The organism is Burkholderia lata, assembly GCF_000012945.1.
GTDB lineage: Bacteria > Pseudomonadota > Gammaproteobacteria > Burkholderiales > Burkholderiaceae > Burkholderia > Burkholderia lata.
In genome coordinates this window covers 229,035-244,412 of sequence record NC_007509.1, presented here as the reverse complement: position 1 = coordinate 244,412, position 15,378 = coordinate 229,035, and the positions used below count along the sequence as shown (strand labels likewise).

The window sequence follows — 15,378 nt, the reverse complement described above, 5'->3', positions numbered from 1 at the left end:
ATGCGTCGTCGACCGCCGCAGGTCCATTCATCCTGCGTACGCGCCCAATGCGTCCAGCAGCGCTTTTGCCTCTTGCAGGTCGCTTGTATCGAAGCCTTCCGTGAAGCATGCGTATACGTCGGACAGCACTTGCCTGGCCTCGTCGGCCCGTCCCTGTCGTTGCAATAGCCGGGCGAGGTCCGACGCTGCCCGCAGTTCCAGCGCCCTGGCACCTTGCCGGCGCGCGCGCGCAATCGCTCTGTGAAAGCAGTCGATGGCTTCGTCGTCGCGTTCAGGTGCCGTGGTGACCGTGCCGGCCAGACAGATTCCCGTGAGCCGGTACAGCTCGGCTTCGTAGCAATGCTCGCCGGATTTTTCGACGATCGCCATCGCCTCATCCAGCATGCCCCGTGCGGCCTTCTCGTCATCCGCGCGCCAGTAACTGTCGGCGAGCAACGCGAGGGCATAAGGACGTTGATCCTCGCCGCCGGCAGCCCGCTGCGCGTCGAGGCCCAGCCGCATCTGTGCAATACCGTCCTGGAGGCTTCCTTGCACGCTCGTCGCCCAGCCTCGCAGCAGCGTCCCCCACGCGAGCCAGTACGGCAATCCGTGCTCGGTCGACACGGCAATGACCGCTTCCGCGCGCTCGGCGGCCAGCATCGGCTCGCGCCGCAGTTGATGCAGGTGCGCCGTGTACGTCAGGCTGAACGCCAGAGAGGGCCCATGAGCGAGCTTTTGCGCGAGCGCAAGCGCTTCGACGCTGCGTGTGAGCGCCTGGTCGGGATACCCCTGAATCCACAACGTCAGCATGAGAAAACAGAGTGCCCGGATGCCGGGATCCACCCCGTGTGCGAACGCGTGTGCCTGATGCTGATCCGGATCGTAGAGCGCGAGCGCCTGTTCCGCGTGGGTGCGGGTAGCGCCGAAATCGCCCAGGAAAAACAGGCACGAACCCAGCGCGCTATGCGCCTCGATGAGCAGGCCCGGATCGTTCGCCTCCCGCGCCGTCCTGAGCATCTGCATGCCCAGTTCCAGGCCGAGCGCATGCTCGCCGCGCACCCCGTGATGTATCCGCAATCCCAATTGCGTCGCGAAGCGTTGCGATGCCTCTCCGGTGCGCTCGCACAATTCGAGTGCGCGCCGATAGGCCTCGCCCACCTCGTTCGCGCCATACCCGCGCACATCCATCAAGACGGGCCCGAGGGAAAGCAGCAATGCCAACTCCGAATGCGCGCGCATCGGTGTGTCGGGCAAGCCCTTCAACAACGCCAGCGCTGCGCCGAGATGATTCATCGCATCGTGATGGGCCGCATGGCGCAACGCCTGCTGAGCCGCGCGATGCAGGTATTCGACCGCCTTGGGAACGTTTCCGCTCTGACTGTAGTGATGCGCAAGTTCGCTGCAGTAATCGGCGATGCGTGTCGGGAACAGCACCTCGATCGCATGCGCGGTGCGCTCGTGCAGCGTGGTACGCCGCTCCGTGAGCAACGAGCGCCCTGCCACCTCCTGGGTCAGCGCGTGCTTGAACGAGTAATTGACTTCGGGAAAGGCGGGGCACTCGTAGATGAACTCCGCCGCCTCCAGATGCGCGAGGAGCCGCCGCAGCTCGTCGTCCCGCGCCGTCTCCTCGCCGCAAATGCGCCGGATCAGGCTGAACGGAAACTCGTGGCCGATCACCGCGAGCGCCTGCAGCAGTTCCTTTTCGTCGATCGGAAGCCGGTCGATCCGGGCCGCGAGCACGCCCTGCACGGTGGTGGGTATGTGCAGCGTGGCCGGCGTCTCCACGATGCGATAGCGCCCGGCCTCGCCGAGCAGCGACCGCTCCTCGACGAGCGTCTGGACCACCTCCTCCATGAAGAACGGGTTGCCCTCCGTCTTCTCCAGGATGAGCTGTTTCAGCGGCACGAGCGTGCGATCCTCGCCGAGCAGCGCCGCGAGCAGTCCTTGCGCATCGGCCGGACCAAGCGGTTCGAGCCGCAGGGTGCTCCCATGCGCCGCACGAACCCACGCGGGCTGATACTCGGGCCGGTAATTCACCAGAAGCAGGATGCGAGCATCCGGCACGTGGTCGATCAGGTAGGTGAGGAAGGCTTCCGTTTCACGGTCCAGCCATTGCAGATCCTCGAACAGCAGATGGACCGGCTGATTCCGGCTCTCTCGCGCGAGAAGCTGCCTGATTGCGTCGAAGGTACGTTCGCGCCGGATCTGCGGATCCATCTCGACGAGTACCGGCCCGCCTTCGCCGATGCCAAGCAGATAGAGGACGTACGGCACGAGGTCCTCGAAACTGCGCTCGAGCGTGAGCGCCTTGCCGATCACCTTTTCCCGGCAGCGCCGCTCGTCGTCCTGTGTCGTGATCTGAAAATAATTCTTCAGGAGTTCGATCAGCGGCAAATTGGAATACGCCTTGCCGTGCGATACGGAAAACGTCTCCAGCACCAGCGCGCCGCGCCGCGAACGCTCCTTGAACTCGTGGAACAGGCGAGACTTGCCGACGCCGGCGTCCCCCGCCACGCCGACCACGCGCCCCTGTCCGGCGCTCACGGTCTCCCGCGCCCGGTTCAGGTGTTCCATTTCCGTTTCGCGGCCGACGAAGCGCGCGAGACCGCGATGCGCCGCCAGTTGCAGGCGCGTGCGCAACGCACCCAGGCCCAGCACCTCGTAGACGCGCAGCGGCGCGGGAATACCCTTGAGCTGCGTCGCCCCCAGCGCCTTGAACTCGAAATAGCCTTCGGCCAGCTTGTGGGTGGACTCGCTGACGAGAATCGACGTCGGTGCCGCGATGCCCTCGATCCGCGACGCGATGTGGATCGTATGCCCGAGCGGATCGTATTCGGTGTGCAGGTCGTCGGTGCGGATCGAGCGGACGACGACCTCGCCGGTGTGAACGCCGACGCGAATCTGCAGAGGAATGCCTTCCTGCAGACGAATGCGATCGCCATGCTGCCGCATCGCCTGCTGCATGCGCAACGCAGCGAAAAGCGCGCGCTGCGCGTGGTCTTCGTGGGCGATCGGTGCGCCGAACAGCGCGAGGATGCCATCGCCGAGCGATTTGGCGACATACCCCTCGTAGTAATGGACCGCTTCCATCATCAGCTCGACCACGGGCACGATCAGGCGATGCGCCACTTCGGGATCGAGATCGTGGATCAACGCGGTCGACCCGGCCATGTCGGCAAACAGCGCGGTCACGGTCTTGCGCTCACCGGCGGGTTCGCCGCGCGCGGCCATGGCCGCGTGTTCGGCACGGATGCGCTCGGCAAGATGATCGGGCGTGTAATGAACGGGAGTCGGCGGCGGCTCCCGGCCCGATGGCCGGGACGGCGGCGAGGCCGCCGTGGGTGCGGCCAGCGGCGTCCCGCAGTTGCTGCAGAAGCGGGCCACCGGCGCTACGTCGTGTCCGCAATGCGGACACGTGCGGGACAGCACGGCCTGGCATTCCTGGCAGAACCTCGCACCGGGAGGATTCTCGGAACCGCATAGGGTGCAGCGCATAAAACCCTCTTCCAGCCAAGGGTCGACATCAAAATATTATGCGCCACTCGCCGCGGATATTCAGGTTGACTATGTGATTTCGCATGCCGACTGGCGTCGCGTACGCGGTTAACCCGGGCCCGCCATCGTCGGCAAAAGCTCCGCGCAAGAGGCCGGTTGCGCCGGTTGCGCCTTGCGCCCGTTCATCCGCCTGCGCGCCATTCGTGCGCCATTCATGCGCCAGCCGCTCGCTATGCGCCGGCCGCGCAGCCACCCGCGCTGATCGGCGGGAACCTCGTCGATTCGCTCCCCTTTCCCGCAAGACATGTCGATGCCGTCATGCAGCGCCGGGATGTCCGTGCGACGCGCGTTGCAACCCGAGCTTCCGTGAAAATCCGCAGTCCGCCACCTGCACCGCGAATCGACGCCGCCATGCACGGCACTCATGCCGCGCATGAAAACTAATCGATTGTTGGCACCCCGGATCGACGCCGACAATCCGCACCATGCCCCCTCGTTTGCGGTTCGGGCCACTCACCCTCCCAATCGGCACACCACGATCCATGAACCATCCAGCCACCGTTTCCTCCATCGCCGGGGCCCGCAAGGCCACGGCAGCGCCCTGTCATGCCCGCCCCCGCACGTGCGGCGAAGCGCTCGTCGACCTCCTCGAACGCCACGGCGTCGAATGCGTGTTCGGCATTCCCGGCGTGCATACCGTCGAGCTCTATCGCGGCCTCGCCGCCTCGTCGATCCGCCACGTGACGCCGCGCCACGAACAGGGGGCCGGCTTCATGGCCGACGGCTATGCACGCGTCACGGGCCGGCCGGGCGTGTGCTTCATCATCACCGGGCCGGGGATGACCAATATCGCGACCGCGATGGCACAGGCCTACGCGGATTCGATCCCGATGCTGGTGATCTCGAGCGTCAACGCGCGACGCGAACTCGGCAGCGGCGACGGCCGCCTGCACGAGCTGCCGTCCCAGCGCGACGTGTTCGCAGGGCTCACCGCGTTCTCGCACACGCTGCTCGATGCCGCCGACCTGCCGCAAGTCCTTGCGCGCGCATTCGCGGTCTTCGCCAGCGCGCGGCCGCGGCCCGTGCATATCGAGATTCCGCTCGACGTGATCGTGATGCCGGCGCCCGCGCTGTCCGACGCGCCGCCCGCGCTGCCCGCGCGGCCAGCACCGGATGCGAATGCGCTCGCGGCCGCCGCCGACCTGCTCGCGCACGCGCGCCGGCCGCTGATCCTTGCAGGCGGTGGCGCCATTCATGCGGCGGCGGAATTGCGCGAACTCGCCGAACGCCTGCACGCGCCGGTCGCGCTGACGATCAACGCGAAAGGGCTGCTGCCGGCCGGCCACCCGTTGCTGATCGGCTCGACCCAGTCGCTGCCGGCCACCCGTGCGGCGATCCGCGACGCCGACGTGGTACTCGCCGTCGGCACCGAGCTGGGCGAAACCGATTACGACGTCACGTTCGACGGCGGCTTCGCGATCGACGGCCGGCTGATCCGCATCGACATCGACGCGCAACAGCTGATGCGCAACGCGCGCGCCGAGATCGCCATCGCCGGCGATTCGCAACTGGCGCTCGGCGCGTTGTCGACCCGCCTGCACGAAACGCCCGCACCGACACCCGATGCCGGCTGGGGCGCGCCGCGGGTGGCCGCCGTGCGTGCCGCGATCGCAGCGACGCACGACAGCGCCGCCCAGTCGCAAGCGCTGCTGATCGATACGATCGTCGCCACGCTGCCCGGCGCGATCATCGCCGGCGATTCGACCAGCCCCGTCTACGTCGGCAACTTCACCCACGATGCACCGGCGCCGCGCAGCTGGTTCAACTCGTCGACCGGCTACGGCACGCTCGGCTACGGGCTGCCCGCCGCGATCGGCGCCAAGCTCGCCGCGCCCGCGCGCCCGGTCGTGTGCCTGATCGGCGACGGCGGCCTGCAGTTCACGCTGCCGGAGCTGGCGAGCGCAGTCGAGGCGCGGCTGCCGGTGATCGTGATCGTCTGGAACAACCACGGCTACGGCGAGATCCGCAAATACATGGTTGCGCGCGACATCACGCCGGTCGGCGTCGATCCGTATACGCCCGATTTCCAGGTGCTCGCACGCGGCTTCGGCTGCGCGGCGCACACGGCCGCGACACCCGGCGCGCTGGCCGCCGCGCTGCGCGACGCCGCGGCGCGCGCGATCCCGACCGTGATCGAAATCGACGAGGCAACCTGGTTCGGTCAGGTGCAGCGATGAATACAACACCCGATCTCGCGTTCGATCCGCCGCTGCACACGCGCCACTTCATCGACGGTGCCTGGCGTGCGAGCGTCGACGGCGCGACGTTGCCCGTCGTCGATCCGTCGACGGAAGCCGTGCTCGCCGACGTCAGCGCAGGGAGCGAGGCCGACGTCGAGCACGCGGTGCAAGCCGCGTCGCGCGCGTATCCCGGCTGGAAACGCACGACGGGTGCGATGCGTGCGGCGCTGCTCCGCGCGATCGCGCGCGGCGTCGACGCCCGTCGCACGCGGCTCGCCACACTGCAGTCGCTCAACAATGGCAAGCCGCTCGCCGAAGCCGAGATCGACGTCGCGGACGTGATCGCCACCTTCGACTACTACGCGGGCCTCGCGGAGCGCCTCGACACCGACGGCGAAACCGAGATCGCGCTGCCCGACGCGGACCATCGCGCGTGGATCCGGCGCGAGCCGGCCGGCGTCGCCGCGCTGATCGTGCCGTGGAATTTCCCGATGGTGACGACCGCATGGAAGCTCGCGCCCGCGCTCGCGGCCGGCTGCACCGTCGTGCTGAAGCCGTCCGAGATCACGCCGCTGCCCGAGCTCGAACTCGCCGCGATCGCCGCCGAAGCGGGGCTGCCGCCCGGCGTGCTGAACGTCGTGACAGGCACCGGCCACGACGTCGGCGCCCGACTGTGCGCGCATCCGCGCGTCGCGAAGGTGTCGTTTACCGGCAGCACCGCCGTCGGTGCGCAGGTCATGAAGACGGCTGCGGACACGATCAAGGGCGTCGGCCTCGAACTCGGCGGCAAGTCGTCGATCGTCGTGTTCGACGACGCCGATCTCGACCACGCGGTTGAACTCGTCACCGGTGGCGGCCTGTTCAACGCCGGGCAGATGTGTTCGGCGACCTCGCGCGTGCTCGTCGCCGCGTCGCTTGCCGACGACCTGATCGCGCGCCTCGCGCAGCGCATCGACGCGACCGTCGTCGGCCCGCCGTTCGCCCCCGGCGTCCAGATGGGCCCGTTGACGAACCGCGCGCAATACGAGCGCGTGCAGCGTCACATCGCGCAGGGCCGGGCCGACGGCGCACGGCTCGTGACGGGCGGCAATGCGCTCGACGGCCCCGGCTATTTCATCAGGCCAGCGCTGTTCGCCGACGTGCCGGCCGACAGCTCGCTATGGTGTGAAGAAATCTTCGGGCCCGTGCTGTGTGTCCGCGCATTCGACACCGAGGACGAGGCGATCGCGGCCGCCAACGATACCGAATACGGGCTCGTCGCAACCGTCGTCACACGCGACACGGCACGCGCCAGGCGGGTCGCCGACGCGCTCGAGGCGGGCGTCGTGTGGATCAACACGCCGCAACTGATCTATCCGCAAACCTCATGGGGTGGCTACAAGCGCAGCAGCATCGGACGCGAGCTCGGCCCGTTCGGGCTCGCCGCATTTCAGGAGATCAAGCAGGTCATGATGCCGGCCGGCTGAGGTCGCCGCGCCATGCGTTTATGTCATGCCGCGCATGCGGATATTTCGTTTGTTGCGGAAATTTGACCTCCCTACAGTTCATCCACACCCCGCGCCGCAGTTCGGCGACAGGCATCGGACCACACGGCATCGTTCATCAGGAGACGGCCATGCAACACTTCAAGGCGGGCAGAAGGCAGGTGATCAAAACCCTCGGCACGGCGCTCGCTGCATCCGCCCTTCCGATGCCATTCATCAGTACTGCGAAAGCACAGACGAGCAGTTTCGCGGGCAAGACGCTGCGCCTGCTCACGTGGTCTGACGATACCGGCGCGGCCGCGCTGCGCAACATCGCGGAAAGCTTCAGCAAGCAGACCGGCGCACGCGTGATCGCCGATCGCGCGGACGGCACGTCGGGGATGGTCGCGAAGGTCAAGGCCGCGGGCGAGCGGCCGACCTACGACGTCATCACGCTCGCCGGCGTCGGCGCGTCCGGTCTCGCGGACGCGGGCCTGCTCGCGAAGCCGGACCTGAACCGGCTGCCGAACCTGAAGGACGTCGCGCCGCAATACCGCACCGGCGCGAACGGCTTCGGCATCGGCTATTTGCTGTGGTCGGACGGGCTGATCTACAACACGGCGACCGTCAAGAGCGCACCGTCGAGCTACGAGGCACTGTGGGATCCGAAGTATGCGGGCCGCCTGTTCCTGCCGCCGCCCGAGTGGGCCGAAGCGGTCGACCTCGCGATCATCGCGGCGAAGCTGGCCGGCGGTTCGCAGCAGAACATCGACCCGGGATTCCGGAAGCTCGCGCAACTGAAGGACCGCGTGATGACCCTCGGCGAAAACCCGAACCAGGTCGCCGACCTGTTCCGCACGGGCTCGCTCGACATCGGCGGCATCTATTCGCCCGCGTTCTTCCCGGACCAGATCCGCAAGCCCGACTACAAGATGGGCGTGACGTACGGGATGAAGGAAGGCTTCGCGACGCAGCTGATGTTCACCGTGATTCCGAAGGCGCACCCGGGCGACCTCGACCTGATCCACGCGTTCATCAATCATTCGCTCGACGCCGGCGTACAGGGCCGGATGGCGGCCGACGTCCTGAACGGCCCCGTGAACGGCAAGGCCGTGATTCCCGCGGCAAGCCGCGCGTTCGTGCCGTCGCCGCAGCAGATCGCGGAGAAAGCCGTGCTGCATGACGACAAGGCGCTCGCGGCGGTCCAGCCGGCCTGGATCAAGCGCTACACGGGCCTCTTCTCGGCGTAACGACATGGCCTCCCTGTCCTCTCCCCACGACGCAGGGCCGGCCGGCGTTGCAACGGCCGGTGCGGGCGCCGACGCGCCCGCGCTGCCCGGCGTGCCGCCCTGGCTGCTGCTTGCGCCGATCCTCGCGTTCCTCGCGGTGCTCGCCGCCGCGACGGTCACGGTATTGCGCATGAGCGTCGGCGTGTCCGGCGACGAATGGCGGACCTTCACGCTGCAGAACTACCTCGACCTCGCGGACCCGTACTTCACGAAGTCGTTGTGGCTCACGCTGCGCCTCGCGTTCGAGAGCATGGTGTGCGCGGTGCTGCTGGCGATCCCGGTGGCGCTCGCGATGGCGCGGACCGAATCGCGGCTCGCGCGCCGGTTGCTGCTCGCCGGCGTGCTGTTGCCGCTGCTCGTGAACCTGCTGCTGCAAGGCTATGGCTGGCTCGTGATGCTCGGCCCGGCCGGGTTGCTCAACCGCGCGCTGCTGGCCACCGGCGTGATCGGGCGGCCGCTGCAGCTGCTGTACCGCGAGCACGGCGTGCTGCTCGGGCTGATCCAGACCGCGTTCCCGCTCGCCGTGCTGCCGCTGTCGAGCGCGCTGCGCGCGGTGTCCCGCGCGTACGACGAAGCCGCCGCGACGCTCGGTGCGAGCCGCTGGCAAACGCTGCGGCACGTGACACTGCCGCTCGCGATGCCCGGGCTCGTCTCCGGCGCGCTGCTCGTGTTCGCGTACAACGCCAGCGCGTTCGCGGTGCCGCTGCTGCTCGGCGGCCGGCGCGTGCCGATGCTCGCCGTGCTCGTGCACGACCAGGTCGCACCGCTGCTCAACTGGCCCGCCGCCTCGGCATCCGGCGTCGTGCTGATGGGTGCGACGCTCGTCGTGATGGCGGTTTCGCAGCGCCTCGTGCGCGCCCTGCAACGTGCCGACGAGGTGAACCGATGAATGCCCTGCTCCTGCGCGCGCCCATGCCCGGCCGCCTCGGACGCGTCACCGGCGGGCTCGCGACGCTCGTACTGTTGCTCGCGTCGCTGCCGATCCTGACGATGATCACGATGTCGTTCGGCGCCTCGGGCACGCTCGAATTCCCGCCGCGCGAGTTCAGCCTGCACTGGTACCGCGCTGCCTGGCAGACGTTCGTGTCGTCCGATGCGGGCAGTGCCCAGTCGATGGGCGCCGCGTTGACGACGAGCCTCGTCGTCGCGGTCGCGACGATGCTGATCGCGACCGCCGTGTCGGTGCCCGCGGCATACGCGCTGTCCCGCTACCGCTTCCGCGGCAAGGCGCTCGTCGAGCAGCTCGTCGCGTTGCCGATCGTCTATCCGCTCGTGATGCTCGGCCTCGCGCTGCTGATCGTGTTCAACGCGCTGCCGGTCGAACTCGGCATCGCGCGGCTCGTCGTCGCGCACGTGATCCTGACGCTGCCGTTCACGGTGAAGAACTGTGCGGCCTCGGTCGCGTCGATCGGCCCCGATTTCGAGGAAGCCGCGTGCCTGATGGGCGCGAGCCCGCGCCGCGCGCTCGTCGACGTCGTGCTGCCGCTGATGCGGCCCGGCATCCTCGCCGGGATGCTGTTCGCCTTCATCGTGTCGTTCAACGAATTCACGGTGACGTTCTTCCTGTACAGCATCGACACGATGACCCTGCCGGTCTGGCTCTACAGCCGCACCGTCTCGTCGCTCGACCCGACCGTGTTCTGCTTCGCCGTGTTCACCGTCGCGATCGACTTCGCGCTGATCTGGATGCTCGAAAAACTCGTCGGCGACAAGGGTGTCGCGCTCTGACGCGCGCACCGCCTCGCCCTCGCCCGTGCAAGGAACCCTCATGACCCAGCTCATCCTCCAGAACGTGACGAAGCGCTTCCATCAGGCGTATGCGGTCGATCACGTCGACCTGTCGGTGCCGGACGGCAAGCTCGTCTGCTTTCTCGGCCCGTCCGGCTGCGGCAAGACCACGCTGATGCGGATCATCGCCGGCCTCGAAACGCCGACCTCCGGCACGCTGACGTTCGCCGGCCGCGACCTCACGCGCGTACCCGCCAACCAGCGCGACTTCGGCATGGTGTTCCAGTCGCTCGCGCTGTTTCCGCACATGACGGTCGCGCAGAACATCGCGTATCCGCTGCGGTTGCGCAAGACCGACAAGGCCGCGCAGGCACGGCGTGTCGCCGAACTGCTCGAGCTGATCCAGCTGCCGCACATGGCCGACCGGCTTGTCACGCAACTGTCGGGCGGGCAGCGCCAGCGCGTCGCGATTGCCCGTGCGATCGCCTCGTCGCCGCGCCTGCTGCTGCTCGACGAACCGTTGTCGGCACTCGACGCGAAGCTGCGTGAGGCGATGCAGGTCGAGATCCGGCTGCTCCAGCAACGGCTCGGCATCACGACGATCATGGTCACGCACGACCAGCGCGAAGCGATGACGATGGCCGACGAGATCGTCGTGATGGAGAAAGGCCGGATCCAGCAGGTCGGCCGGCCGCTCGACATCTATCGCGATCCGGTCAACGAATTCGTCGCCGACTTCATCGGCCTCGGCAACATCCTGCCGGTCGCGTGCGACGGCGACGACGCCATCGTCCTGCCGGGCGGCCAGCGTCTCGCGATCCGGCGCGCGCCGGATGCGCCACGCGCGACCGATGGCGTGCGCCTGCTGATTCGTCCCGAGGACGTCTGCGTGCGTCCGGGCCAGCCGGCTTCGGCACCGAATACGCTGGCCGGCACGATCACGTTCGTGCGCGACGTCGGTGCGTCGATCGAAGCGACGATCGACTGCCGGGGCTTCACGCTGACGGCCGCGACGACGCCGCGCGAGACGCCCGACCTCCACGTCGGCATGCCGGTGCTCGCTGAACTGCCGGCCCATGCGTGCAAGCTCATCGCCGCCCGCGGCGCCTGATTCCCTTTTCCGTTCTCCCGCGCAGTCCAGCGCAGCAACGAGGATCTCACCATGAACGCAATGTCCCAAGCCACCCGCCGCGTGCAGCGCCTGCTTGCCCGTACCGTCCTCCTCTGCGCCTGCGCCGGCACCGCGGGCCTTGCCGCGTTCGCGCCGCTCGCGCATGCCGATGCACTCGACACGATCGCGAAGTCGGGCGTCGTGCGCATCGGCGTGTTCGAGGACTACCCGCCGTTCGGCTCGATCGGCCCCGACATGAAGCCGCTGGGCTACGACATCGACATGGCGAACCTGATCGGCAAGGCGCTCAACGCGAAAGTCGAACTCGTGCAGGTCACCGGCGACAACCGGATGGCCTATCTGGCCGACCGCAAGACCGACATGCTGCTGTCGGTCGGACAAACGCCGGAACGCGCGAAGGTGATCGACTTCTCGAACGCGTATGCGCCGTACTACCTCGCCGTGTTCGGCCCGAAATCGCTGGCCGTGAAGGGCAACGCCGATCTCGCCGGCAAATCGGTCGCGGTTGCGCGCGGCACGCTCGAGGACCTGAGCGTGAGCAAGGTTGCGCCGCCGAGCGCGACGATCAAGCGCTTCGACGACCCGAACGGTGCGATCGCGGCGTTCCTGTCGGGACAGGCGCAGTTGCTCGTGGTCGGCAACGACGTCGGCGCGACGATCATCGCGCGCCATCCGTCGATCGATCCGGAGCAGAAGTTCTCGCTGTTCAGCTCGCCCGACCACGTCGGCCTGAACAAGAACGAGCCGCGCCTGATGCAGAAGGTCAACGACGCGATCGCCGGCGCCCGCAAGAGCGGCACGCTGAATGCGCTGTCGCAGAAGTGGCTGCACGCGGCCCTGCCGGCCGACCTGTAATGCGCGCCGCCCCCGCCCCGCATTCACGACGAAAGGCATCGCGATGACCTACGTGTTCGACTTCAGCGATTTCGGCCTCTACGCCGGCATGCTCGCGCGCGGCATCGGCGTGACGCTCGGCCTCACCGCGGCCTCCACCGTGCTGGGCGGCCTGATCGGCACCACCGGGGCGTGGGTCGCGCTCGCCGGCCCGCGCTGGGCGCGTGCGCTCGTCGCGGCCTACGTCGAGCTGATCCGCAATACGCCGTTCCTGGTCCAGCTGTTCTTCATCTTTTTCGGGCTGCCCGGGATCGGCGTGCACATCGACGAAGCGCAGGCGGCCGTGCTGGCGATGACGGTCAACCTGGGCGCGTACGCGGTCGAGATCCTGCGTGCCGGCATCGAATCGGTGCCGCACGGGCAAGTGCAGGCGGCGCGCGCGCTCGGGCTGCACGGCCGGCAGGTGTTCGGTCACGTCGTGCTGCCGCAGGCGCTCGCCAACGTGTATCCCGCGCTGCTCGGGCAGGTGCTGATCGTCATGCTCGGCTCCGCGGTCGTCTCGCAGATCTCGGTGCCCGACCTGACCTATGCGGCGAACTACATCCAGTCGCGCAACTTCCGTGCGTTCGAGATCTACATCGTCGTGACCGCGATCTACCTGCTGCTGTCGATCGCGTTGCGCATGCTGCTCAACCGCGTCGGCCGGCGGCTGTTCTCGGGCCGCACCCAGCGCGGCGCGGCGGCCGCGCCCCAACGCGCCCGGTTTGCGCGCTTCACGTGGCGCGCCCGCTCTCCCGAAACCCGCCTTCCCACGGAGCGTGCACGATGATCGAATTCACCTTCCAGGACATTGCGTGGAACCTGCTGCTCGCCGCGCGCTGGACCGTGCTGCTTTCGCTGATCACGTTCGTCGGCGGCAGCGTCGCCGGGTTCGCGCTGCTGGCGATGCGCATCTCGGCGTCGGCCGCGCTGCGTCGCTTCGTGATCCTGTACGTCGAGCTGTTTCAGGGCACGCCGTTGCTGATGCAGCTCTTCCTTGGCTTCTTCGGCTTGCCGCTCATCGGCATCGACGTGACGCCATGGGTGGCCGCGTCGGTCGTGCTGACGTTGAACGCCAGCGCGTACCTGACCGACATCTGGCGCGGCTGCGTCGACGCGGTACCGCGCGGCCAGTGGAACGCGGCGGCCAGCCTCGGCATGACGTGGACCCAGCAATTGCGCTACGTGGTGTGGCCGCAGGCGTGGAAGATCGCGCTGCCGCCGACCGTCGGCTTCCTCGTGCAGGCGGTGAAAAGCACCGCGCTGACGTCGATCATCGGGCTGACCGAGCTGACCAAGACCGGCAACATCATCACCAACGCGGTATTCAAGCCGTTTCCGATCTACGCGATGGTCGCGCTGCTCTACTTCGCGATGTGCTTCCCGCTGACGTGGTACGCCCGCGTGCTCGAACGTCGCTATCGCGTCGCGAAGGCACGCTGAACCGGCACCGCGCGCGCTTCATTACGATCCAGGAACTTCCATGATTTCCATCAGCAACGTTTCGAAGTGGTACGGCCAGTTTCAGGTCCTCACCGACTGCACGACCGAGGTCAAGAAGGGCGAAGTGGTGGTGGTGTGTGGCCCGTCGGGCTCGGGCAAATCCACGCTGATCAAGACCGTGAACGGCCTCGAGCCGTTCCAGCAGGGCGAGATCCTCGTGAACGACCAGTCGGTCGGCGACAGGAAGACGAACCTGTCGAAGCTGCGCTCGAAGGTCGGGATGGTGTTCCAGCATTTCGAGCTGTTCCCGCACCTGTCGATTACCGAGAACCTGACGCTCGCGCAGGTCAAGGTGCTCGGCCGCGGCAAGGACGAGGCGAACGAGAAGGGCCTGAAGCTGCTCGACCGCGTCGGCCTGAAAGCGCACGCGCACAAGTTCCCGGGCCAGTTGTCGGGCGGCCAGCAGCAGCGTGTCGCGATCGCGCGCGCGCTGTCGATGGACCCGATCGCGATGCTGTTCGACGAGCCGACGTCCGCGCTCGACCCCGAGATGATCAACGAAGTGCTCGACGTGATGGTCGAACTCGCGCAGGAAGGGATGACGATGATGGTCGTCACGCACGAGATGGGCTTCGCGAAGAAGGTCGCCCATCGCGTGATCTTCATGGACAAGGGCGCGATCGTCGAGGACGACCGCAAGGACGATTTCTTCTCGAATCCGAAGTCGGAACGCGCGAAGGATTTCCTCGCGAAGATCCTGCACTGAGCGATACCGCGGCGCGCCGCCGCGCGCCCGTTCCACCCCGACGCTACCGATGAAACGACTTCCCTCCCTCAACGCGCTGCAGGTGTTCGACATCGTTGCCCGTCACGGCAGCTTCACGCGCGCCGCCGAGCACCTGTGCCTGACCCAGGGGGCCGTGAGCCGGCAAATCCTCGCGCTCGAGAGCTTCTATCAGTTTGCGCTGTTCAAGCGCACGCCCAAGGGGCTGACGCTGACGGCCGAAGGCGAACTCCTGTTGCCGACGGTACGCGAAAGCTTCGCGCGCATCGAGGAGGTATCGATGCGCCTTTCGCGCAGGCGTACCGAACTCGCACTGAAGGTGCCGACCTGCATGATGCAGTGGATGCTGCCGCGCATCATGCGGTTCCAGGCCGAACATCCCGAACTGCAGGTGCAGATCACCACCACCTGGGATCATCAGGTCGACTTCCGCATGGAGCCGTTCGACGCGGCGGTGATTTACGCGGCCGGCGCCGGCCCCGACATGCATGCGATCCCGTTGTTCGAAGAACGGCTCACGCCGGTCTGCGCGCCGGGCTTGCCGGACCGGCAGCCGCTCGCGAGCCTCGACGACCTGGCCGGCCACACGTTGCTGCATCCGACCCGCGATCACCGGGACTGGAAGCGGTGGCTCGATCATGCGGGCGCGCCGCACGTCGACTCGACGCGCGGCTTGAGCTTCGAAACGCTCGATCTCGCGACGCACGCGGCGATCGACGGCTACGGCGTCGCGATCGGCGACAGGACGCTCGTGGACGAAAGCGTGGCGGCGCACCGGCTGGTGATGCCGTTCGACCTGTCGTTGCCGACGGGGATGGGCTATTTCTTCGTGTATCCGGACGGTGCGGAACAGCAGCAGAAGATCCAGTTGTTCGGCGGCTGGATCGCTGACGAACGCAAGAGCGCCGTGGGCGTTGCGGGTGGCGCGGGTGGCGCTCCGGCCTGAGCGGAT

General features: G+C 67.6%; 12 protein-coding genes. 11 read left to right on the top strand and 1 reads right to left on the bottom strand.

Annotated elements, in window-relative coordinates:
* Positions 1-27: 27 nt before the first annotated feature.
* Positions 28-3,474 (bottom strand): adenylate/guanylate cyclase domain-containing protein, encoded by a 3,447-nt coding sequence (locus BCEP18194_RS01015; protein ID WP_011349416.1) that lies wholly within the window; start codon positions 3,472-3,474, stop codon positions 28-30.
* A gap of 542 nt (positions 3,475-4,016) precedes the next feature.
* Between BCEP18194_RS01015 and BCEP18194_RS01005 the strand changes: the two genes are divergently transcribed.
* The 11 genes from BCEP18194_RS01005 to BCEP18194_RS00955 all read left to right on the top strand — a co-directional run bounded on the left by BCEP18194_RS01005 (position 4,017) and on the right by BCEP18194_RS00955 (position 15,372).
* Complete coding sequence (locus tag BCEP18194_RS01005; protein ID WP_011349414.1) at positions 4,017-5,711, top strand: 5-guanidino-2-oxopentanoate decarboxylase; 1,695 nt, start codon at positions 4,017-4,019, stop codon at positions 5,709-5,711.
* The gene (locus BCEP18194_RS01000; RefSeq protein ID WP_011349413.1) at positions 5,708-7,180 is read left to right on the top strand and encodes an aldehyde dehydrogenase family protein; all 1,473 of its coding nucleotides are present in this window, start codon (positions 5,708-5,710) and stop codon (positions 7,178-7,180) included. The genes BCEP18194_RS01005 and BCEP18194_RS01000 overlap by 4 nt, the downstream gene beginning before the upstream one ends.
* Positions 7,181-7,329: 149 nt before the next feature.
* The gene (locus tag BCEP18194_RS00995) at positions 7,330-8,427 is read left to right on the top strand and encodes an ABC transporter substrate-binding protein (RefSeq protein WP_011349412.1); all 1,098 of its coding nucleotides are present in this window, start codon (positions 7,330-7,332) and stop codon (positions 8,425-8,427) included.
* A 4-nt stretch (positions 8,428-8,431) separates the two neighbouring features.
* A complete protein-coding gene (locus tag BCEP18194_RS00990) occupies positions 8,432-9,355 on the top strand; it encodes an ABC transporter permease (RefSeq protein WP_011349411.1) in 924 nt (307 codons plus the stop codon).
* Positions 9,352-10,194: an ABC transporter permease gene (locus BCEP18194_RS00985; protein ID WP_011349410.1), complete on the top strand. Its 843-nt coding sequence runs from the start codon at positions 9,352-9,354 to the stop codon at positions 10,192-10,194. The genes BCEP18194_RS00990 and BCEP18194_RS00985 overlap by 4 nt, the downstream gene beginning before the upstream one ends.
* A gap of 40 nt (positions 10,195-10,234) precedes the next feature.
* A complete protein-coding gene (locus BCEP18194_RS00980) occupies positions 10,235-11,305 on the top strand; it encodes an ABC transporter ATP-binding protein (RefSeq protein ID WP_011349409.1) in 1,071 nt (356 codons plus the stop codon).
* A 51-nt stretch (positions 11,306-11,356) separates the two neighbouring features.
* On the top strand, positions 11,357-12,181 hold the full coding sequence (locus tag BCEP18194_RS00975; protein WP_011349408.1) for a transporter substrate-binding domain-containing protein: 825 nt from the start codon (positions 11,357-11,359) through the stop codon (positions 12,179-12,181).
* Positions 12,182-12,224: 43 nt separating this feature from the next.
* On the top strand, positions 12,225-12,989 hold the full coding sequence (locus BCEP18194_RS00970) for an amino acid ABC transporter permease (protein ID WP_011349407.1): 765 nt from the start codon (positions 12,225-12,227) through the stop codon (positions 12,987-12,989).
* Positions 12,986-13,642: an amino acid ABC transporter permease gene (locus BCEP18194_RS00965; RefSeq protein ID WP_011349406.1), complete on the top strand. Its 657-nt coding sequence runs from the start codon at positions 12,986-12,988 to the stop codon at positions 13,640-13,642. Before BCEP18194_RS00970 ends, BCEP18194_RS00965 begins: the two co-directional genes overlap by 4 nt.
* A 40-nt stretch (positions 13,643-13,682) precedes the next feature.
* Positions 13,683-14,408 (top strand): amino acid ABC transporter ATP-binding protein, encoded by a 726-nt coding sequence (locus BCEP18194_RS00960; RefSeq protein ID WP_011349405.1) that lies wholly within the window; start codon positions 13,683-13,685, stop codon positions 14,406-14,408.
* Between the two features lie 49 nt (positions 14,409-14,457).
* Positions 14,458-15,372 carry a LysR substrate-binding domain-containing protein gene (locus tag BCEP18194_RS00955; RefSeq protein WP_011349404.1) on the top strand — a complete coding sequence of 305 codons (915 nt, stop codon included), beginning with the start codon at positions 14,458-14,460 and terminating at the stop codon, positions 15,370-15,372.
* Positions 15,373-15,378 lie beyond the last annotated feature (6 nt).